Here is a 21891-nt window from a genome sequence, read left to right as displayed (position 1 = left end):
GTTAAAATTTGGTTTTTTAAGGAAAGTGTGTGCAAAAAACTAAAAAATATCGTCCTAATGTCGCTGCAATTGTCCTTTCTAGTGCTTATCCTTTTGAGTGTAGGCTTTTTGTGGGAAAAAGAAGTGATATGGAGGATATTTGGCAATTTCCACAAGGCGGCATTGATGAGGGGGAGAGTGCAAGAGAGGCTTTAATTAGGGAGCTTAAAGAAGAGATAGGCACAAAAGAGCTTGAAGTCATCGCCGAGTATCCTGAGTGGTTGAGTTATGATTTTCCTAGTAAGGTTGTTTCTAAAATGTATCCTTATGATGGGCAAATTCAAAAATATTTTTTGGTGCGTTTGAAGCCAAATGCTAAGATAAATTTAAACACTAAGCACCCTGAATTTGATGATTATCGTTTTGTAAGCAAAAAGGAATTTTTTGAGCTGGTTAATCATTTTAAAAAAAGGATTTATATGCAGGTGATTAAATATTTTGAGGAGAAAGGTTATATCTAATGCTAATAGTTCAAAAATATGGCGGAACGAGCGTTGGGGATTTGGAGCGCATTGATGCGGTGGCTAGACGCGTAATAGAGAGCGTAAAGGCTGGAAATGAGCTTGTGGTGGTTGTTTCTGCGATGAGTGGGGTTACAAATAGCCTCATTGAACAAGCCGAGCATTTTAGTAAAAATCCCAACGGAGCGGATATGGATATGCTTTTAAGCAGTGGAGAGAGGGTAACTTCAGCACTTTTATCCATAGCTTTAAATGAATTAGGCTATAAGGCTGTGTCTTTTTCTGGTAGAAAGGCGGGTATTATTACTAATAGCGTTTTTACCAAGGCTAGGATAAAGCACATTGACACAAGTGCTATAAAGGCAGCTTTGAAAGAGGGTAAAATCGTCATCATCGCAGGCTTTCAAGGCGTAGATGAAGAGGGAAATGTAACGACTTTGGGGCGTGGAGGAAGCGACTTAAGTGCTGTGGCTGTGGCTGGGGCTTTGGATGCGGATTTATGTGAAATTTATACCGATGTTGATGGGGTTTATACAACGGACCCGCGTATCGAACCTAAGGCTAAGAAGCTTGACAAAATTTCGTATGAAGAGATGTTAGAGCTTGCAAGTTTGGGTGCGAAGGTCTTGCAAAATCGCTCTGTTGAGCTTGCTAAAAAGCTAAATGTAAATTTGGTTACAAGAAGTAGTTTTAATAATAATGAGGGAACAATGATAACAAAAGAAGATGGAATGGAACAAGCTTTAGTTAGTGGCATAGCGCTTGATAGAAATCAAGCAAGAATCACTTTAAGAAATATCGAGGATAAACCGGGCATTGCGGCTGAGATTTTTTTAAGTCTTGCTAGGGCAAATATTAATGTCGATATGATAATCCAAAATGTCGGCACAAATGGTGCGACAAATTTGGGCTTTACCGTGCCTGAAAATGAGCTTGAGTTAGCTAAAAAAACGATGAAAGAGATATTGGGCGATAAGGTTTTACTAGAAAGCGATAATGCTGTGGTTAAAGTTTCTGTTGTGGGAGTGGGGATGAAATCGCACTCAGGTGTAGCTTCTACGGCGTTTAAAGCCTTAGCAGATGAGGGCATTAACATAGGAATGATTTCTACAAGCGAGATAAAAATTTCAATGATAGTGCATGAAAAATATGGAGAATTAGCCGTTCGTGCGTTACACGAGGTTTATGGGCTTGATAAATGAGTGATTTTTTAAGCTGGAGTTTAGAAAATATACGAAACGGCGGAGCTTCTATGGCGTGGATGGAGAGTCGCCGTTTAGAATGGTCGCCTTTGGTTGCTTCAAGACTTAAATATTTGTTGGAGGGTAGGGCTTTTATTTTAATTTGCGATGAGGCAAGAAGCTGGTATGAGAATTATTTTCTTCAGCATATCAATGCAAATTCGGCTCGTCCGTTGCTTCCTTTTTTTTCTCTTAAGTCTTTGTTGGGGCGTAAAATTCAAATTAAAAAAGATGATAGCATTGATGTCGTTTTGCTTAATGATATGTTAGAAATCGCCTTTCCAAATGGCTTTATTTATTTTTACATTGGCACAGCAAGGGATGAAAAATCCAACATCGCAAAGTCAAAAAACGACAGCCTTCTTTGGCTTTTTGACGAGCAATTACAAAATAGCTTTTATTTAGATTCTAGTGATAAGGATTTGGATATTAAGCTTATTAGCCTTTATAAGCTTTTTGATAAGAGTTTGGATGCGATTTTGTTTTCAAAGGTTAGCCTTTGATGTTTATCAGTAAAATTGTAATCAGTGATGATTTTGATGGGGTGAGAGAGGAAATGCTCACTCAATTTGGAGCAAATGCTTTAAGATTTATCCCAAAAAGTGTGCCAAATGAATTTTTGCTTGAAGACGCAAGGGCTGTGGAAAAGGAAAGTTACATTGCAGAAAGTAGCGAGAAAATCATCGTTTTAATGGCACATTCTTTCCGTCACGAAGCACAAAATTTCTTACTTAAACTTCTTGAAGAACCGCCTAAAAATATTAAATTTTTAATCGTCGTCCCCTCCAAAAATTTGCTTTTGCCCACCATTAAATCACGCCTAATTTGCGAAAAAAGAAAAAAACAAAAGGTGGAGATGAAATTAGATTTAGAGCTTGAGAAGCTTGATTTAAAAATGATTTATGAATTTTTGAAAGAAAACGAAAATTTGGACAAAAATACTTTGGGTGAGTTGATTATAAAACTGAGCCGAGAAAGTCTTAAAGTAAAGGATTTTAGTGAGGAGGAGCTTGAGTTTTTTTATGAGACTTATGAGCTTTCAAAATTAAATTCAAAAGCACAAATTTTACTTGCCACGCTTTTATTAAATTTATACGAAAAGAAGCCAAAATGAACTTTATAAAACTTAACGCAAATAGTGATTTTAATTTACTTTGTGATTTAATTAAGCCACATAAAATGGGGCGTAAGATTATGCAGGAAAAGGCAAATTTACATTTTATTTTTATAGAAAATATCTCCTCTCCTGCGGCAAATATTTTAAAGCAAGATGCTCTTAGCATTGGAGCTGAGTTAGTGAGTGATGAGGAGGTCATCACAAAACATAAAAGCTCTAACGCTCTTTTAATTGCCTCAAAGAAGCAAATTTTAAGTTTGATAGACAAGGAAAAGAAGCAAGATTTTAAGCTAAAAAGCTTGGCAAGTTTTTTGCAAAAAGAATTTATAAAGCCCAAAAGTGTGAAATTAATGGCGATTTTAAATATTAACGAAGATAGTTTTAATCCTAAGAGTCGCGTTAGGGAAGAGGATTTTGAGGCAAGATTAAACGAGCTTTTGGATTTAGAGCCTGAATTTATCGATATAGGTGCGGTAAGCTCAAGACCTGGGAGTTTTTATTGCGGTAGAGAAGAGGAATTTTCGCGTCTTAAAAATTGCCTTGATTTAATTTATGCGAAAAATTATCACACAAAGACTATTTTTAGTTTAGATAGCTTTGATGAATACTGTCTTGAATATGCCTTAAATAAGGGCTTTAGAATGATTAATGACATTATGGGACTTAAAAATGAAAATTTGGCAAAATTAGCGAAAAATTACAATGCGTATTATTGTCTTATGCATATGCAAAACGAACCGCACAATATGCAAGAAAATCCAAATTATGATAATGTGATTTTAGAAATTGAGCGATTTTTTGCAACTAAGCTTGAAATTTTAGAGCATTATGGAGTGAAAAAAAGCATTTTAGATATAGGTTTTGGCTTTGGAAAAAGTGCAAAGCATAATATGATTTTGTTAAAAAATTTGGAGCATTTTTTACAATTTAACAAACCTTTGCTTGTGGGTGCAAGTCGTAAAGGCACGATTAATTTTTACTTTAAGAGCGAGGTGCAGCAGCGTTTGGCTGGAAGTTTATTTTTGCATTTAAGGGCTTATGAAAATGGTGCTAGCATTATTAGAACGCACGATTTATACGAGCATAAGCAGCTTTTTGCACTTCAAAAGGCTTACGAGGAAGTGATAATATGAATGAGTATTTAAAAAAGGTCGAGCTTGCAAATTTATGGATGAGGGCATATTATGAAAAAGATGAGCCTTTGGCTAGTGATGAAGAATACGATAAATTAATAAGAGAACTGAAAGAATTTGAAGCGCAAAATCCAAATTTAATTTCTAAAGATTCTCCCACGCAAAAAATCGCTCCAGTGATACAAAGTAAATTTAAAAAAAATAAGCATTTGAGCAAAATGTGGTCTATGGAGGATGTTTTTGATGAGGTAGAGCTTAGAGCTTGGGCGAAGAGGGCTAGGTGTGAAGAAGGCTTTTTTATCGAGCCTAAATTTGATGGGGCGAGTTTAAATTTGCTTTATGAAAATGGGACTTTAGTCAGTGCTGCGACTAGAGGGGATGGCGAGGTAGGCGAGGATGTCAGCCTTAATGTGAAAGAGATAGAAAGTATCCCTCAAAATATCCCTTATAAAGGCAAAATCGAAATTCGCGGGGAAGTGGTGATTTTAAAGGAAGATTTTGAAAAGCTAAATGAAAAAAGGGCTAAAGAGGGCTTAAATCTTTTCGCAAATCCTAGAAATGCTGCAAGTGGGAGTTTGAGACAGCTTGATACAGGTATTACTAAGGAAAGAAATTTGAAATTTTATCCTTGGGGTGTGGGGGAAAATTCGCTTCATTTTGAAACACATAGTGAGCTAATGCACTTTGTAAGAGAACTTGGCTTTTTAAAAGATGAATTTGTAAAGCTTTGTGTTAATTTAGATGAGGTTTTGCTTTGCTATAAAGAGCTTTTAGCTTTGAGAGATTTAAAGCCTATGATGATGGATGGTATGGTTGTGAGGGTGGATAAATTAGCACTTTGCAAAGAACTTGGCTACACGGTAAAATATCCTAAATTTATGGCAGCTTTTAAATTTCCAGCACTTGAAAAAAGCACACGGTTAATAGGCGTAAGTTTGCAAGTGGGACGCAGTGGAGTGGTAACGCCTGTGGCGGTTTTAGAGCCTGTGAATTTGGACGGAGTCATGGTAAAATCAGCTTCTTTACATAATTTTGATGAGATAGAAAGGCTTGATATACGCATAAAAGATAGCGTGAGCGTGATACGAAGCGGGGATGTTATCCCTAAAATCACGAGAGTTTTTAAAGAGCGAAGGGGCGAAGATGCCGTTAAAATAGAGCGTCCAAAATTTTGCCCTGAGTGCGAAAGTGAGCTTTTAGACGAGGGTGCTTTGATAAAATGTCAAAATTTAGACTGCAGGGCAAGGCTTGTTAATTCCATTATCTATTTTGTTTCTAAAAAGTGTTTAAATATAGACGGGCTTGGAGAAAGCATTGTGGAGCTTTTATATGAAAAGCAAAAAATTCGCACAATAGAAAGTATTTTTTATCTTAAATCCCAAGATTTTGAGGGGCTTGAGGGTTTTAAAGAGAAAAAGATTTCCAAGCTTTTAAGTGCCATTGAGGCGGCAAAAACCTGTCCGCTTTACCGCTTTATCACGGCACTTGGGATTGAGCATATCGGTGAGGTTGCGGCGAAAAAATTAGCTTTAAGTTTTGATAAAGAGTGGCACAAAAAAAGCTTTGAAGAATATAAAAATTTAGAGGGTTTTGGCGAACAAATGGCTTTGAGCCTAGCGGAATTTGCAAGGGTAAATGAGGCAAGAATTGAAGCTTTTTATAAGCTTTTAAATTTGCAAAACGAACAACAAGAGATTAACACTCAAAGCGAATTTTATGAAAAAACTTTTGTCATCACTGGCACACTTTCACGCCCAAGAGAAGAATTTAAGGCGCAAATTGAAGCACTTGGTGGTAAGGTAAGCTCCTCCGTGTCTAAAAAAACGCATTTTGTGCTTTTTGGTGAGGATGCTGGCTCAAAGCTTCAAAAAGCAAGAGAGCTTGGCGTAAGGTGCATTGAAGAGGCTGAGTTTAATGCTATGGTTAAGATATGAGGTATGATGTTTTTGTTTCCAAACGCCTTAAAATCAGCAGAAACAAGGCTTTAGAATTAATAGAAAATAAAGAAGTTGCGTTAAATGGAGCTTTTTTAAAACCCTCTTTTGAGCTTAATGGGGAAAATGAAAGACTAAATTTAGAGCTTTTGGGTGATATTTATGTCAGTAGAGCGGCGATAAAGCTTAAGGGTTTTTTAGAAAAACTCCCCCTTAAATTTGAGGGCTTAAATTGCCTTGATATAGGTTCTAGCACGGGAGGATTTGTGCAAATTTTATTGCAAAATGGTGTTAAGAGTGTTGTTGCGCTTGATGTGGGTCAAAATCAACTTCATACAAGTTTAAGGCAGGATACGAGGGTAAAAAGCCTTGAGGGGCTAGATTTAAGAGAGTTTGAAAGTGATGAGAAATTTGATTTAATCACCTGTGATGTGAGTTTTATCTCACTTTTGAATTTGCTTTTTTATATTGATAAATTTGCCAAAAAAGATATTATTTTGCTTTTTAAACCACAATTTGAAGTAGGAAAAGAAGCAAAACGCGATAAAAAAGGCGTTTTAAAAGATGAAAAGAGTGTTAAAAAAGCAAGAGATGGTTTTGAAAAGGCTTGTTTTGCCTATGCTTGGATTTTGGAAAAATGTGAGCTTTCAAGCCTTAAGGGAAAGGAGGGGAATGATGAATTTTTCTATTATTTTAGAAAAAGCTAGCGTCAAAACCCTTGCCATAGGCTGTTTTGACGGCATTCACTTGGGGCATTTGGAGTTGATTAAAAAGCTAGATAAAAATGGCGCTTTGTTGATAATTGATAAATTTAAAGGGGAGGTTTTAAGTGATGAAAGGCAAAAGCAAGAATTAAGCAAAAGAGCTATTTTTACACTTGAATTTGAAAAAATTCGCCATTTGAGCGCACGAGATTTTCTAGAGTTTTTAAAAAAAGAATTTGTCAATTTAGAGCATATTGTTGTGGGTTATGACTTTACTTTTGGTAGAAATAAGGAAGCTGTGGCTTATGATATTGAAAAATTAAGCAAGATAAAAACGAGCGTAGTGCCAGAATTTAAGCTTGAGGAACTTAGTGTGCATACAAGTTTGATTAAAGAGTTTTTATCGCTTGGGGCTGTGGAAAAGGCTCGGCGTTTTTTAGGACGCATTTATAGCATTAAAGCTAGGCTTGTGAAAGGGCAGGGGCTTGGAAAAAGGGAGCTTTTTGCCACACTCAATTTGGAGAATTTAAATTATTTTTTGCCTAAAAATGGCGTTTATGCGAGTTTGATAAAGGTACAAGAAAAAGGCTTTAAAAGTGTAAGTTTTTTAGGCTTTAGAAGCACAGATTTGGCTTTTAGTATAGAAACGCACATCATTGAAGAGTTTAAAAACGCGGTGCAAGTCGGTGAAGAAATGGAGCTTTTTTTTGTGAAATTTTTAAGAGAAAACGAAAAATTTAGCGATTTAAAAGCCCTTAAAGCACAAATCAGTCAAGATATAGGACAAGCAAAGGAAATTTTAAACAATGAAAGATGAACTTTTTAAACAAAATCCTAAAAAGCAGTTTGAATTTGATGCAAGTGTTGCGAGTGTTTTTGACGATATGATAGAACGCTCAGTGCCTTTTTATAAGGAAAATTTAGAACTTGGTGTAAAAATTTTAAGTCGCTTATTGAAAAAGGATGCGAGGCTTTGTGATTTGGGTTGTTCGAGTGCGAATTTTTTACTGAAATTTTTTGAGTTAAGAAAAGATGTAAAATTAAGTGGAGTGGATAATTCTAAGGCGATGATAGAGCTTGCAAAGCATAAGGCTAAAGCCTTTGGAGCGGAAGTGGAATTTTATGAACAGACTTTGGATTCTTGGGAATTTAATCAAAATGATGCCTTTGTGGCAAATTATACTTTGCAGTTCATTAGACCCCCTAAAAGAGAGGATTTACTGCGTAAAATTTATATGAATTTAGACGAAAATGGCGTATTTTTGATGAGTGAAAAAATCCTCTACGAAGAGCCTTTTTTAGCGAAAAATATTATAGAAATTTATGCAGAATACAAACAAGCACAAGGGTATTCTCTTTTTGAAATTGCCGCAAAAAGAGAGGCTTTGGAAAATGTGCTTGTGCCTTATACGGAAAAAGAAAATTTAAATTTGCTTGAAAAGGTGGGTTTTAAAAGGGTGCAAAGCATTTTTAAATGGGCGAATTTTGAAACTTTTTTAGCTTTTAAATAATTTTTCCTTCCATTTTTTAAATTCCTCAAGCCATCTTAAATCCAGCCTTTTCTTTGGTAAAATAAGTGCATTTTCTTTGCCATTAGTTGCGTGATAAACGCTGACACCATATTTATTTGCGTAAAATTGTATGAGAAGTTTTTGGAGCTTATATTCGCTTGAGTGATTAAACCACGCATTGTTGGAAAGAGCGATGATAATTTGTGAGTTTTTATAATTTTGCTCTTTGGTCGCTTCGTAACAAATGGCATTTGTGATTAAGGCATTATCAAGCTTATATTGACTTTGCACGGGACCTCTTGAAAATTCTTCTATGTTAGGTAAAAAGTATTTTTTTACGAAATTTTTAAAAAATGGGATTTCTTCGCCAAAAGGCACGAGAAAATGCTTGTTGAAAACATAGCTTTTGCCTTGCCTAAAGACATAGGCGCTGTTGTAAATTTTGCCCTCTTTTGCATAAAAAGCCCCTGTGATGATGATGATTTTGTGCGATAATTCTTTTAAAAATTCTTCGTATTTTGTGCCTTGTAGATTAAAAGCGAAAGCACTTTCTGGTAAGATAACAAGTTCTTTTTTTTCTAAAATTGCTTTAGAAATTTCTTTTAAAAGGGCGTTGGAATTGACAATAAGATTTTCTTGCATATATTTTTGTGCTTGTGAAATATCTGTGTTGATAAGTTTGTAAGAAAAAGGCAGAGTGGAGGCACTTTTTTCCTTATAATGAAATCCTACAAAAAATAAGATTAAGATAATGCCTATTTTATAGTATCTTGAAATATACCCCTCATAAATAAAGTAAGCGATAAGAAAAAGGCAAATAATGCCACGAAAAGAGCTATCAAAAAAGCCATAAGAGGTATAAATTCCCCATTCAAGCCAGTCAAAACCTAGCGGATGGATAAAACAAAGGGAAAAAATCGCACAAAGTCTTAAAAAATCATATTTAAAGATGAAGCAAATTCTAAAAAGTATCCCATAAACAAGACCCATTATAAGTGCGATGAGTGGCACTAGATAGCTTAAATTAAAATAAATCGCCGAAAGTCCTACCCACCAAAACCAAAAAAGTCCCATTAAAAAACCAACCCAAAAATAGCCTTTTGCATTTTTGGTTTTTAAAAGTAAGATAAGTCCCCAAATGGCTAAAAAAGGGCTTAAGGTTTCTAAAAAAATATTTTCAAAAAAAGACAAGTAGATAGGATTTGAAAGTAAAAAAGCACAAAAAAAAGTTTTTATTATTTTAAAAATGGTAGAATTAGGGTTAAATTTTTTATAAAAAGGAAAAAAATATGGCAGAAAATTCAATCTTAACTTCATTGTTACCTCTAATCGTTCTTTTTGCGATTTTTTATTTTTTGGTAATAAGACCACAGCAAAAACAAGCAAAAGCACATAAGCAAATGCTTGAGTCTCTACAAAAAGGCGATAAAATCATCACTAATGGAGGACTAATTTGCGAGGTGATAAAACCCGAGGAGGATTTTATCAAAGTTAAGCTTAATGAAGAAAACATTACGGCAAAAATTTCACGAGAATTTGTAGCAAAGAAAATTGATGCGTAATGTGAAAATCACCTATCGTTTAATTGTTTTTATCGCGGTTTTTATTTTTGGCATAGCATTTTCGCTGCCTTCTTTTTTGCAATCTGAGCGTGGTGCTAAGATAAATTTAGGACTTGATTTGCAAGGTGGGCTTTATATGCTTTTGGGTGTGGATAATGAGGAAGCTGTAAAATCTAAAATCAAATCTGTCGCCTCTTCGCTTAATTATTCTATTAATAAAGAAAATATTTTAATCGACCAACTTGTTGTTAAAGATGACAGCTTGGAATTTAGCCTCTTAGATGAGGGCGATATGACAAAAATGCAAGCCTTGCTTGATGAAATTAAAGGCTTAAAAGTCCAAAAAGAAAATTTGCATTTTAATGTTTCTTTTACAAATGAAGAGCTTAAAAATATTGAAAATTTCGCCCTTTTGCAAGCGGTTGAAACCATAAGAAACCGCCTTGATGAATTCGGGTTAGCAGAGCCTACTGTGGCTAAACAAGGAGAGGATAAAATTCTCGTTGAGTTAGCTGGGATTAAGACTAAAGAAGATGAGCTGAGAGCTAAAGAAAGAATCACAAAGGCGGCGCATTTGCAACTTATGGAGGTCGATGATTCTAAGATGTCTATGGCTTCTAGTATGAGCGAGGCTGAGGCGGCTAGTTATGGGCTTGTTTTGGTGAGCGATTCTCATAATGAAGCTATGAAATACACGCTAAAAAGTATCCCGATTTTAGATGGGTCTATGCTAACAGACGCTAGGGTGGGTTTTAGTGATACTAGCACCTATCCTGTGATAAATTTCACTTTAAATAGTGAGGGGGCAAAGAAATTTGCTGATTATACAGGGGCAAATGTAGGCAAACGCCTTGCCATCGTACTTGATAATAAGGTCTATTCCGCTCCCTCTATTAACGAACGCATAGGCGGAGGAAGCGGACAAATTAGTGGAGCATTTACGCAAGAAGAGGCTCGTGATGTCGCTGTGGCATTAAGAAGTGGTGCATTATTAGCTCCCGTGAAGCTTTTGGAGCAAAGAAGCATAGGGCCATCTTTAGGGGCTGATAGCATTAAAATGAGTATGATTGCTCTCATTGGTGCTTCAATTTTCATCATAGTTTTTATGATGCTTTATTATGGCGTGGCTGGAATTTTTGCAAATATCGCTATGCTTGTAAATGTTCTTGTTGTTGTCGCTGTAATGGCAATGTTTGGTGCGACCTTAACCCTCCCTGGTATGGCAGGACTTGTCTTAACGGTGGGTATGGCTGTCGATGCGAATGTGATTATTAATGAGAGGATAAGAGAGCTTTTGCGTGATGGGGCAAAAATTCGTGCGAGTGTGGAAAATGGCTATAAGAATGCGATGAGTGCAATTATCGATGCAAATATTACCTCTTTAGTTACCTCCATAGCTCTTTATGCTTACGGCACAGGTGCGGTGAAGGGCTTTGCTGTAACGCTTGGTATAGGTATTGTTGTAAGTATGATAACTGCAATTTGGGGAACGCACGGAATGTTTGATTATTTTATGAACCGTATTGAAAAAAGCAATAATACAAGATTTTGGTTTGGTTATAAAAGGAAAAATTAATGCAATTTTTTAGTGAAAAAAAGATTTATGATTTTATGAAAATGCGTTTTGCTGCAATTTCTCTTTCTTTTGTTCTATTTTTTGGCTCAATTTATTTGCTTTTTGAAAGGGGTTTGCAATTTGGCATTGATTTTAGCGGTGGCACTTTGGTGCAACTTCGTTATGAAAATGCCGCTCCCATTCCACAAATTAGAGAAATTTTAACCCAAAGCAATCAGTTTCAAAATTTAAGCGTTACGGAATTTGGAAGTGCTGAAGAAATCACTATAAGATTTTTAGGGAGTAATGAGAATTTGGGTAATGATATGGGCGCTTATATCGTCTCTCTTTTGAAGGATACAGGAAAATTTGAGTTAAGGCGTGTTGATGTCGTGGGTCCTAAGGTGGGTGATGAGCTTAGAAATAAGGGCTTAATGGCGATTGCCATTTCTCTTATTGCGATACTTATTTATATCGCTTTTCGTTTTGAGTGGCGTTTTGCCATTGCGGCGATTATTAGCGAGATACACGATGTTGTAATTACGCTTGGGGCGATTTGTTTATTTAAAATCGATGTGAATTTAGACACACTTGCGGCGATTTTAACCGTGCTTGGTTACTCGCTTAACGATACGATTATTATTTTTGACAGGATTAGAGACGGCATTAAGACAAGTAAGAAAAGTGAGCTTGCACCTATCATTAATGAAAGCGTTTCTGCTACGCTTTCACGCACTATTTTAACTTCTGGGCTTACCATAGCCACAGTTGTTATTTTATACTTTTTCGGTGGCTCGATGATAGAGGGCTTTTCTTTGGCATTGCTTGTAGGTTTGGTAGCTGGGACATTTAGTTCTGTGTTTGTAGCGAGTCCTACTTTAATGTGGTTTAAATTTAGCGTGGAGCATTTTAGGGCTAAAGAATTGGAAAAATTGAAAAGAAAGCAAGATAAAGAAAGAAACCGTGCAATGTATGAAAAAGGGACGATTTAAGGAGATAAAATGGCTTATGAGGCAAGTGCTATAGAGCAAAAATGGCAAAAAATTTGGCAAGAAAATGAAGCATTTGAGCCAAAAGATGATTTTACTTTGCCTAAAAAATATATACTTTCTATGTTTCCTTACCCAAGCGGACGCATTCATATGGGGCATGTGAGAAATTACACCATAGGCGATGCGTTAGCTAGATATTATAGAAAAATGGGCTTTAATGTTTTGCATCCAATAGGATTTGATAGCTTTGGTATGCCTGCTGAAAATGCTGCGATTAAGCACAAAATTCATCCTAAAACTTGGACTTATGAAAATATAGCTTATATGAAAAAAGAGCTTTTTTCTTTGGGGTTTTCTTTTTCTAAAAAGAGAATTTTAGCAACTTCGGACCCGATTTATACAAAATTTGAGCAAGAATTTTTCATCAAGATGTTTGAAAAAGGCTTGATTTATACTAAAGAGGCTAGGGTTAATTGGTGTGAAAACGATAAGACCGTTTTGGCTAATGAGCAGGTTGAGGATGGGAAGTGTTGGCGTTGCGGACACGAGGTTACGCAAAAGGTAATGCCCGGCTATTATGTCAAAATTACAGCTTACGCACAAGAGCTTTTGGATGAGCTTGAGAGCTTGAAGGGTAAGTGGCCTACACAAGTTTTAACAATGCAAGAAAATTGGATAGGGCGAAGCGAAGGCTTGGAATTTAGCTTAAAGCTTGATGAAGAAAGTGCGAAAAAAACAAATGAAACAAGTTTTGAGGTTTTTACCACAAGAGCTGATACAATTTATGGTGTTTCTTATGTGGCTTTAGCGGCTGAGCATAAAATAGTGCAAAATTTACTTAGCAAAAAGCTCTTAGATGAAAAAATTATCACACAAATTAAAGCAATGCAAAATCAAAGCCCAAAAGAAAGGCAAAGCGCTGAAAAAGAGGGTTGTTTTTTAGGAATTTATGCTTTGCACCCTTTAACAAAAGAAAAAATTCCTGTGTGGGTGGCAAATTTCGTTTTGGCTGATTATGGAAGTGGGGCTGTAATGGCTGTGCCTGCACACGATGAGAGGGATTTTGATTTTGCAAAAAAATACAATTTAACCATAAAGCAGGTTATAGAAGCGATAAATTTACCTCACACGCAAAAAGAAGGTAAGCTCTTAGAAAGTGCTGAATTTATTGGCTTAGAGTGTGATGAAGCACGGGTTAAAATTATAGAGCATTTTGAAAAAGAGGGTTTGGGTAAAAGGGTTGTTAATTATAAAATTCGCGATTGGGGTGTTTCAAGGCAGAGGTATTGGGGCGCTCCTGTGCCTATGGTAAAATGTGAAGAGTGTGGCATCGTGCCTCAAAAATTAGAAAATTTACCTATTTTGCTACCTGAAGATGTTGAGATTACGGGCGAGGGGAATCCTTTGGATAAGCATCCAACTTGGAGAGAGTGCAAGTGTCCTAAGTGTGGAAGAAAAGCACAAAAAGAAAGTGATACTTTGGATACTTTTTTCGAAAGTTCTTGGTATTATGCGCGTTTTGCAAGTGATGAGAAAACTTGGGAGGAAGTTGGCATCGATAAGAAAAGTGTGAAATATTGGCTAGGGGTTGATGAGTATATCGGTGGGATTGAACACGCCATTTTGCATTTACTTTATGCGAGGTTTTTTCAAAAAGCTTTAAGAGACCTTGGTTATTTGGAGGGCGATGAGCCTTTTTGTCGGCTTTTGACACAGGGTATGGTTTTAAAAGATGGTGCGAAAATGAGTAAATCAAAAGGCAATGTCGTCAATCCCGATGATATCATTAAAAAATATGGAGCGGACACAGCTAGACTCTTTATACTTTTTGCTGCACCACCTGCTAAGGAACTTGAGTGGAATGATGACGCGTTAGAGGGGGCTTACCGCTTTATCGTGCGTCTTTATGATAGAGCTTTGAAACTAGAAAGCGGAGTATTGGAGACAATTTCGCACGAGAGTTTAAATAAAGAGGAAAAATATGCGAGATTAAAAGTTTATGAAGCTTTGAAAAAATCTCAAGAAGTTTATACGCAAAGTTTCGCTTTTAATACCTTAATCGCTGCTTGTATGGAGGCGTTAAATGCGCTTAGCGTATGTAAAAATAGTGCTTTAGAAAGGGAGGCTTTTTATATTATCTTAAATATTTTAGAGCCTATTATCCCTCATATTTGTTTTGAGCTGAGTGAAAAATTATTTCATTTTGAAAATTTTAAAGAATTAGAATTAAAGCCTGAAGTTTTTGTAAAAGAGAGCTTAAATTTGGGTGTGAGTATTAATGGTAAAAAACGCGCTGAAATTGAAGTTGCAGCTTCTTTGAACAAGGAAGAGATTATTAGCCTAGCAAAAGAAAAAGTTGCAAAATGGCTTGAGGGGAAAAGCGTCATAAAAGAAATTTATGTGCAAAATTCCCTTGTTAATTTGGTGGTAAAATGAAAATTGTTTTAAATTTTTTTATCGCTGTTTTTATCGTTGCTTGTGGGTATGTGCCGACATCAAAACTCGCGGATAATATTTTTGATGAAAAAGTTTATGTGAATGTTGAATTAAGCCCACAGGACCCTAAAAATAGCATTTTTGTCGCAGATACTTTAAAAGAAATGGTAATTTCTAAGCTTGGCAGAAAACTAGCGTTAAAGCACGAGGCTGATGACATTATTAATGTGGGAATGAATAATTTAGAATTTATCCCACTCATTTATGATAAAAATGGCTATGTGATAAAGTATAAAGCAAAGCTTAATCTAAATTTCCATGTGGTTTTTAAAGATGGTAGTGAAGAGAATTTTAGCACAAGCGGAAGTTATAATTTTGACATTTCTCCAAATAGCATTATAAGCGATAGTGCAAGGCAAATGGCTATAAGAGAAGCTTCAAAAGAGGCTTTTGATGAATTTATTTCAGTGATTGCGATTAGAGGTTCTAAACATAATGATAAATATCAATGAAGTCGCCAAAGAAACACTTATAACGCTTAAGGAAAGAGGGCTTAAGCCAACTCCTGAAAATTATAGTGAAATTTTTGAGGAGCTTTCTTTAAAACGGGGCTTTAAAAGCTCTAATCAAGCAAAAATAGAAAAATACCAAGCTCTGCTTTTGCCTCATTTTCAAAAAGAACTTGCCAAAAAGCCTGTGCGAACTTTAGAAGAGCTTATAAGCTTTCTTGTTTCTATCTTAAATCGTCAAAGTGGTAAGCAATTTAGTGAATTTTTTGAGCTTTTAAGCACTATCTGTAAAGCTTTGCAGGTGAGTAGAGATAGGAAAATTAAGGATTTAGCAAAAATCACTTCCATAAGAATTTCTAAAACAATGGATAGCGAAAGTATTTATTTGCTTGATAAAAAATGGAAAGAATTGGAGCGCATTTATGAAAATGAAAGCGTGGATAAAGAGCTTCGCTCTTTAAATATTGGTCGTTATGATGATTATGAGCTAATCATTAAAAAGCTTGTTGAAAAGCTAAATCAAAGAACTTTTGAGCGTTTTGCAGAACTCATTGCAATGTGTCTTAGTCCTAGTTTGGTTGAGGATTTAAAAATTCAAGGTTTTAGTGCAAATTTAGGCTCAAATCCTAGCATTTTAAACGAGACAAATTTTAAAAATGAACTTGCAGAATTTGTGAATAGACGCATTGTTGTTGATAATATGTATGTACAAAAAAATCTTAATTTTTTCGATGAAAATCTTAAAAAAATTAATGAGCTTTATCTTCTTTTAAGCAAGCAAAATAAGCAAAATTTAGATTTTGTCGATAGACTTCACCCTGATGAAAAAGGCGAGGTAAAACTTAGCTTTGAAGATTTAAAAGCTAAATTTAGTGAGTTAAATGAAAAAATTTCAAGCCTTAATTCACAAATTCAATTCGCACAAAATTTAGAAGAGAGAGAAAGCTGGAGTGTAGTAAAAGAACTTGAAAAGCTTGATGAAAATTTTATAAAATACAAGGTCAATTACTCTTTAGCACTTTTTAGAATTAGCAATTACCGCTTCATAATGGAAAAGTATGGAATGGGGAATTTAAATGAGATTTTTGTCAGGTTTAAGAAAATTTTAAAAGAAAGTTGTGAGGACTTTGATGAATTATGGATGATGGATGAAAAAAGTTATCTTATCATAGCTCCCGGAAGAGATAAAGCGGAAATTGCAAATTTGGTGGAGCAAAATTTAAAAACTATTGAAAATTTTAGATTTATTTATAAGCAAGATGTGATACGCCCTAAAATTAGCGTTTCTTTTATGGATAAAGCAAGTAAGCCTGAAGCGTGTATTTTGGAAGAATTGTCAAAGCAAATGAACGATGAGCTTGAGTGAATTTTTAGCAAAAAAGGGTGAATTTTATAGTAAAATAGACCCCTTTGTCGCTTTTAGAATTTTGGAAAAATATCAAAAATATTTTAAAATGCCACCCATTATTCACATTGTCGGCACTAATGGCAAGGGTAGCACAGGGCGTTTCTTAGCTCAGCTTTTAGAGGCTTTGGGCTATAATGTGGGGCATTATAGTAGTCCGCATATTTTCGAATTTAAAGAAAGATTTTATCTTAATGGCGGTTTGGTTGATGAGGATTTACTCGAAAAAACGCATCAAAAATTAAGTCTTATTTTGCAAGAGGATTTGGAAAAATTAAGTTATTTCGAATACGCCACTTTTTTAGCTGCTTTGCTTTTTGAAAAATGCGATTTTATCATTTTTGAAGCGGGACTTGGTGGAGAGTATGATGCAACTTCTGTTTTTAAGAAGCGTTTAAGTATTTTTACGCAAATTGATTATGATCACGAGCAGTTTTTAGGAAATCGTTTGGAGCAAATTGCAAGAACAAAATTGAAAGTTATGGCAAAAAAGGCTTTGATAAGCAATAATCAAGACGAAATTGTTCTTAAAATGGCACGAAAAACTGCCATTTTAAAAGGTGTGGATTTGGATATTTTGCAGGATTTAAGTTTTGATTTGCAAAAGGAATTACGGCATTATAAAGCTCAATTTATCATTCCACTTTTTTTAGAGCAAAATCTCAAACTTGCCTTAAGAGCTTGTGAAATTTTACTCACAAAAACGCAAACAATCAAAGCTTTAAAAAATTTGGGCAAATTAAATTTAAGAGGGCGTTGCGAAAAAATCAGCGAAAAGCTCTATATCGATGTGGGGCATAATGTCTTAGCAGCTAGAGCTTTGTGTGAATATTTTAAAGGCGAAAAATTGGAAATTGTTTATAATAGCTTTTTAGATAAAAAAATTTTTGAAATTTTAAAAATATTAAAGCCTATCAGTGCTAAAATTATGGTTTTTAAATGTGAAAATGAAGCTAGAGCTTTGGCAAATGAGCAAATTTTTGACCTTTGCGAAAAGCTTAATATAAAATGTGAAGAATTTAAAGAGCTTGATAAAGATAAAAAAACTCTTGTTTTTGGCTCTTTTATCTTAGTGGAAAAGTTTTTAAAGGATTATGGTGCTTAAAAATAAATTTACCATTACCATTTCGGATATTAATGGTTCAAGACATTTTTATCTTAATCAAATTATTAAAAAAATTGTCTTATATATCATCGCTTTTGTGTTTTTATTTTTAATCTCTAGCGGTTTTTATATTAAATATTTAGATAGTAAAGTCGATGCGTTAGATGGCAAAAGAGAAGAATTGCTTAAGAAAAGCAAGGAACTTGAAACGCTTAATATGACAATGCAACAAAGCCTCGATGAAAAAGCTGCACAATATGCCGTTATAGAGGATAAAATCGCTTCTTTTGAAGAGGCTTTAGGGCTTGAAAATGAAAATAATCTTACTATTAGTGCAAGACTTGAAAATCTTAATCTTACAAATGACCAGCAACAAGGCATTTTAAATCAAATTCCAAATGGCTGGCCTATTACTAATAAGGGCGTTACTGGTAAATTTGGCTGGAGAGAGCATCCTATTTTAAAACGCAAGGAATTTCATCCAGGCATTGATCTAGCTGCAAGCATTGGCACGCCTATTTATGCACCGGCTAGTGGGGTGGTTGAGTTTTCAGGATATAGTAATAATGGCTATGGTTATAATGTCATTTTACTTCATAATTTTGGCTTTAAGAGTGTATATGCCCATATGACGCGTAAAGATGTGGTTAAGGCAGGAGATTTTGTAAATAAGGGGGATTTGATAGGTTATACTGGTAATACAGGGCTTTCTACGGGTCCGCATTTACACTATGAAGTGCGTTTTATCAATAAAACCTTAGAACCTTTATATTTTCTCAATCTCAAAAGAAAAAATATGAATGAATTTTTTAATCAAGAAAGGAGAGTTCCATGGCAATCTTTAATAAAGGCAGTGTCAGCCCAGCAAATCCAAGCTCGGAAACAACAGTAATTTCATCTGGTGCTAAGATTGAGGGTAAGTTTTATTTCGCTTCTATGCTTCATGTTGATGGGGAATTAAATGGTATCATCCACTCGGAAAGTATCGTTGTCATCGGTAAAAATGGAAATTTAAAAGGCGAATTAAAATCCGATAAAATAGTCGTTAATGGCGTTTTTGAGGGTGAGCTTGAGGCAAATAGCCTTGAAATCTTAGCGGGCGGTTATGTGAGTGGAAATATCGTCATTAAAGAAATTTCCATAGAAAGCGGAGGGCGTTTTAATGGTAGCTCTAAGATTAAGGAAGATGAGCCTGTAAGAATGATAGAAAATACTATCGATTGATGCAAGCGTCTTTTTTTGAATATCTCAAAAAAGGCAATTTTTGCGAGTTGTTGCTCTGTGAAAATGAGAAAGAGGCGGATGCTCTTTCTCAGGTGAGTGCATTTTTTGAGATAAAAACTTTCGTTTTGCCAGATTTTAGGGCGGAATTTGGCGATGATTTACGCGCTTTTTCTAAAGAGCTTTTTGAGCTTTGTAGAGTTTTAAACGCCTATCATAAAGAAAATTCTAAAAAAATTCTTATTTCTCCCTTAGCGAGTGTTCTCAAAAAACTTCCGTCAAAAAGACATTTACGGGGCTTTATCCTTGATAAAACTAAACCTTTAAATTTGGAAGAGTTAAAAGATGAGTTTTTAAGGCTTGGTTATGAGTTTGTCGATATGGTGCAAGATAAAGGTGAGCTTTCTTTAAGGGGAGAGGTGCTGGATATTTTTTGCATTAATGAAGAAAAACCCGTGCGAATTTTGTTTTTTGGTGAGGAAATTGAAAGCATTAGGTATTTTGACTTAGAGACACAAAAATCTATCCCAAGTGAGCTTGAAAAGCTTGAAATTTGCCCCTTTTTGGCATATTTTTCTAAAAGTGCTTATGAGGAATTTGAAGAAAAGCTAGAAAGCTTTGATAGTAAGGCTTTGATTAAAGATATTAATTCTTTAGGCTTTTGGTGTGTGAATGATTTTGAGGATTATTTAAAACTTGACCTTAGAAGTATAAAGAAATTTGATGAGACTTTTGGTGAGAATTTAGAATTTATTAATGAAAAAGTTTTACCAGAAGCAAGTGTATATAAGGATTTGCAAAGCATTTATAATAAAGATTTTTTCGCCCTACATCAAAATAAAAAAATAATTATTTTAGCCCAAAACGAAGCTCTTTTTAGACAGCTTGAGCTAGATATGCAAAATGTTTTCTTTAGGCAAAGTACATTAAGACTTAATGTAATTAGTGGCGATGAGATTATATTATCTTTAAATAAAAAAGATAGAAAAAAGCAAAAACGCAAAGCAAATTTGATTTTAGATGAGCTTAAGGTTGGTGATTTTATCGTGCATGAGGATTATGGGGTGGGGAAATTTTTAGGGCTTGAGATGCTAAATGTTTCGGGGGCTAAAAAGGAATTTGTTGCTCTTTCTTATCAAAATAATGATAAATTGCTTTTGCCTGTGGAAAATCTTTATATGATTGATAAATATTTGGGCGTTGGCGGAGGTATTCCTTTGCTTGATAGGCTGGGAAAAAGCACTTTTGTCAAACTAAAGGAAAAGCTTAAAACGAAGCTTTTGGCTCTTGCTTCGCAAATTATTGCTATGGCGGCAAAAAGGGCATTGGTTAAGCCAAAAGAGCTTAAGATTGACTTTGAGGCACAAGCGGATTTTGTGCAAAAAGCGGGATTTTCTTATACTGAAGACCAGATTAAGGCTTGTGAGGAAATTTTAGAGGATTTTAAAAGTGCTAAGGTTATGGATAGGCTGTTGAGCGGAGATGTTGGCTTTGGTAAAACAGAAGTCGCTATGAACGCCATTTTCCCAGTTTTAAGAAGTGGTTTTAGTGTCTTTTTCTTTGTGCCAACGACACTTTTATCGCATCAGCATTATCAAAGTCTTAAAAAGCGTTTTGATGAGTTTAATCTCAGTGTTTTTAAGCTTGACCGCTTTACTAGTGCTAAAGAAAAAAAGCATTTGCTTGAAGAGCTTAAGAAAAATACGCCTTGCGTGGTTGTAGGCACACACGCACTTTTAAGCGTGGAGTGTGAAAATGTCGCTTTAGTTATCATTGATGAAGAGCATAAATTTGGCGTAAAACAAAAGGAAAAACTAAAAGAATTTTCGCAAAATTCACATCTTCTTTCAATGTCTGCCACGCCGATACCAAGAAGTTTAAATCAAGCTTTAAGCTCCATTAAATCTTATAGCATTTTACAAACCCCACCTGAAGATAGGCTAGATGTGAGAAGCTTTGTGAGAGAAAGCGAGGATGCTTTACTTAAAGAGGCTATTTTAAGAGAGCTTAGAAGGGGTGGGCAAATTTTTTATATCCATAATCATATCGCAAGTATTTTGCAGTGCGAAAAGCATCTAAAAACTCTTTTTAAAGATTTGAGAATTCTTATTTTACATTCTAAAATTGACGCTAAAACCACAGAGGAAGAAATGCTAAAATTTGAAAATAAAGAGTATGATTTGCTTTTATGCACTTCCATAGTTGAAAGTGGGATTGACCTACCAAATGTTAATACTATCATCATTGAAAAAAGTGAGCGTTTTGGGATGGCGGATTTACACCAGCTTAGAGGTAGGGTTGGTAGAGGTAATAGACAAGGATATTGTTATTTTTTGGTAGAAGATAAAGAAAATTTAAGCGAATCGGCTTTAAAAAGATTGGTCTCTTTGGAGAGCAATTCTTTTCTTGGGGCGGGTTCATTGCTGGCGTATCACGACCTTGAGATAAGGGGTGGGGGGAATTTGTTAGGGCTTGACCAAAGTGGGCATATAGAGCAAATTGGCTATAGTCTCTATCTTAGAATGCTTGAAGATGAGCTTAATGCACTGAGTAAAAATGAAAGTGTGAGTGAAGATAAGCTTGATTTAAAACTTAGTATTAATGCCTTTTTAAATCCTGAATTAATCAACGAAGACAGCCTAAGACTTGAGCTTTACCGTCGCCTTAGTAAATGTGAGGATAGTGCCAAGCTTTATGAGATAGAGGCTGAGATAGAGGATAGATTTGGTAAGCTTGATGTTTATACGAAGCAGTTTTTAGCACTCATTCGTATTAAAATTTTAGCGACTGGGAAATTTAAGGCAATTAGTAATTATTTGCAAAACATACAATTTACCAAATTAAACGATGAAAAAGAAGTGATTAAAGCTAAAAGCAAAGATGAGGATGATATTTTAGAAGCCATTTTGGTGCATTTAAGAAAGATGTCGGCTTAAATTGTGGTATTAATAAATGAAGTGGAGCGG

General features: G+C 35.1%; 20 protein-coding genes. 19 read left to right on the top strand and 1 reads right to left on the bottom strand.

What is annotated here, in order from left to right; genetic code table 11:
• The first annotated feature begins 29 nt into the window (after positions 1-29).
• The 9 genes from CHELV3228_RS06675 to cmoA are packed head-to-tail and all read left to right on the top strand — an operon-like array spanning position 30 to position 8140.
• Positions 30-500: an RNA pyrophosphohydrolase gene (locus CHELV3228_RS06675; protein ID WP_082200246.1), complete on the top strand. Its 471-nt coding sequence runs from the start codon at positions 30-32 to the stop codon at positions 498-500.
• The gene (locus CHELV3228_RS06670; RefSeq protein WP_082200245.1) at positions 500-1702 is read left to right on the top strand and encodes an aspartate kinase; all 1203 of its coding nucleotides are present in this window, start codon (positions 500-502) and stop codon (positions 1700-1702) included. The genes CHELV3228_RS06675 and CHELV3228_RS06670 overlap by 1 nt, the downstream gene beginning before the upstream one ends.
• Positions 1699-2244 carry a HobA family DNA replication regulator gene (locus CHELV3228_RS06665; RefSeq protein WP_082200244.1) on the top strand — a complete coding sequence of 182 codons (546 nt, stop codon included), beginning with the start codon at positions 1699-1701 and terminating at the stop codon, positions 2242-2244. Before CHELV3228_RS06670 ends, CHELV3228_RS06665 begins: the two co-directional genes overlap by 4 nt.
• The gene (locus CHELV3228_RS06660; protein WP_082200243.1) at positions 2244-2855 is read left to right on the top strand and encodes a DNA polymerase III subunit delta'; all 612 of its coding nucleotides are present in this window, start codon (positions 2244-2246) and stop codon (positions 2853-2855) included. The genes CHELV3228_RS06665 and CHELV3228_RS06660 overlap by 1 nt, the downstream gene beginning before the upstream one ends.
• Complete coding sequence (gene folP, locus CHELV3228_RS06655) at positions 2852-3991, top strand: dihydropteroate synthase (RefSeq protein ID WP_082200242.1); 1140 nt, start codon at positions 2852-2854, stop codon at positions 3989-3991. The genes CHELV3228_RS06660 and folP overlap by 4 nt, the downstream gene beginning before the upstream one ends.
• On the top strand, positions 3988-5925 hold the full coding sequence (ligA, locus tag CHELV3228_RS06650; protein WP_082200241.1) for an NAD-dependent DNA ligase LigA: 1938 nt from the start codon (positions 3988-3990) through the stop codon (positions 5923-5925). The genes folP and ligA overlap by 4 nt, the downstream gene beginning before the upstream one ends.
• Positions 5922-6632 (top strand): 23S rRNA (cytidine-2'-O)-methyltransferase TlyA, encoded by a 711-nt coding sequence (gene tlyA, locus CHELV3228_RS06645; protein WP_082200240.1) that lies wholly within the window; start codon positions 5922-5924, stop codon positions 6630-6632. The genes ligA and tlyA overlap by 4 nt, the downstream gene beginning before the upstream one ends.
• Entirely contained in the window at positions 6601-7446 is an 846-nt protein-coding gene (locus tag CHELV3228_RS06640; RefSeq protein WP_082200772.1) for a bifunctional riboflavin kinase/FAD synthetase, read from the top strand. The genes tlyA and CHELV3228_RS06640 overlap by 32 nt, the downstream gene beginning before the upstream one ends.
• Positions 7436-8140, top strand: a complete 705-nt coding sequence (gene cmoA, locus CHELV3228_RS06635) for a carboxy-S-adenosyl-L-methionine synthase CmoA (protein ID WP_082200239.1) — start codon at positions 7436-7438, stop codon at positions 8138-8140. The genes CHELV3228_RS06640 and cmoA overlap by 11 nt, the downstream gene beginning before the upstream one ends.
• On the opposite strand, the gene CHELV3228_RS06630 is transcribed toward cmoA, so the two are convergent.
• A complete protein-coding gene (locus CHELV3228_RS06630) occupies positions 8126-9457 on the bottom strand; it encodes an apolipoprotein N-acyltransferase (protein ID WP_082200238.1) in 1332 nt (443 codons plus the stop codon). The two genes, cmoA and CHELV3228_RS06630, sit on opposite strands and share 15 nt — an antisense overlap.
• Here CHELV3228_RS06630 and yajC point away from each other — a divergent pair.
• From yajC to mfd, 10 genes are read left to right on the top strand one after another with little or no spacing between them, the layout of a single operon-like run.
• The gene (yajC, locus tag CHELV3228_RS06625) at positions 9430-9702 is read left to right on the top strand and encodes a preprotein translocase subunit YajC (protein ID WP_082200237.1); all 273 of its coding nucleotides are present in this window, start codon (positions 9430-9432) and stop codon (positions 9700-9702) included. The two genes, CHELV3228_RS06630 and yajC, sit on opposite strands and share 28 nt — an antisense overlap.
• Positions 9695-11278: a protein translocase subunit SecD gene (secD, locus tag CHELV3228_RS06620; protein WP_082200236.1), complete on the top strand. Its 1584-nt coding sequence runs from the start codon at positions 9695-9697 to the stop codon at positions 11276-11278. The genes yajC and secD overlap by 8 nt, the downstream gene beginning before the upstream one ends.
• Complete coding sequence (gene secF, locus CHELV3228_RS06615; protein ID WP_082200235.1) at positions 11278-12249, top strand: protein translocase subunit SecF; 972 nt, start codon at positions 11278-11280, stop codon at positions 12247-12249. The genes secD and secF overlap by 1 nt, the downstream gene beginning before the upstream one ends.
• A 9-nt stretch (positions 12250-12258) precedes the next feature.
• On the top strand, positions 12259-14685 hold the full coding sequence (gene leuS, locus CHELV3228_RS06610) for a leucine--tRNA ligase (RefSeq protein WP_082200234.1): 2427 nt from the start codon (positions 12259-12261) through the stop codon (positions 14683-14685).
• On the top strand, positions 14682-15197 hold the full coding sequence (lptE, locus tag CHELV3228_RS06605) for an LPS assembly lipoprotein LptE (protein ID WP_082200233.1): 516 nt from the start codon (positions 14682-14684) through the stop codon (positions 15195-15197). The genes leuS and lptE overlap by 4 nt, the downstream gene beginning before the upstream one ends.
• Positions 15178-16560, top strand: a complete 1383-nt coding sequence (locus tag CHELV3228_RS06600) for a hypothetical protein (protein ID WP_234980990.1) — start codon at positions 15178-15180, stop codon at positions 16558-16560. Before lptE ends, CHELV3228_RS06600 begins: the two co-directional genes overlap by 20 nt.
• Complete coding sequence (locus CHELV3228_RS06595) at positions 16547-17704, top strand: Mur ligase family protein (protein WP_082200231.1); 1158 nt, start codon at positions 16547-16549, stop codon at positions 17702-17704. Before CHELV3228_RS06600 ends, CHELV3228_RS06595 begins: the two co-directional genes overlap by 14 nt.
• Positions 17697-18596, top strand: coding sequence for a peptidoglycan metallopeptidase Pgp4 (pgp4, locus tag CHELV3228_RS06590; RefSeq protein ID WP_131937809.1), 900 nt, complete (start codon positions 17697-17699; stop codon positions 18594-18596). Before CHELV3228_RS06595 ends, pgp4 begins: the two co-directional genes overlap by 8 nt.
• On the top strand, positions 18536-18928 hold the full coding sequence (locus tag CHELV3228_RS06585; RefSeq protein ID WP_082200229.1) for a bactofilin family protein: 393 nt from the start codon (positions 18536-18538) through the stop codon (positions 18926-18928). Before pgp4 ends, CHELV3228_RS06585 begins: the two co-directional genes overlap by 61 nt.
• Positions 18928-21861 (top strand): transcription-repair coupling factor, encoded by a 2934-nt coding sequence (gene mfd / locus CHELV3228_RS06580; RefSeq protein WP_082200228.1) that lies wholly within the window; start codon positions 18928-18930, stop codon positions 21859-21861. The genes CHELV3228_RS06585 and mfd overlap by 1 nt, the downstream gene beginning before the upstream one ends.
• Positions 21862-21891: the final 30 nt, after the last annotated feature.

Origin of the sequence: Campylobacter helveticus, assembly GCF_002080395.1 — a bacterium.
Classification (GTDB): domain Bacteria; phylum Campylobacterota; class Campylobacteria; order Campylobacterales; family Campylobacteraceae; genus Campylobacter_D; species Campylobacter_D helveticus.
The sequence above is the reverse complement of the archived record's forward strand: the minus strand, read 5'-3'. Positions and strand labels throughout refer to the sequence as shown.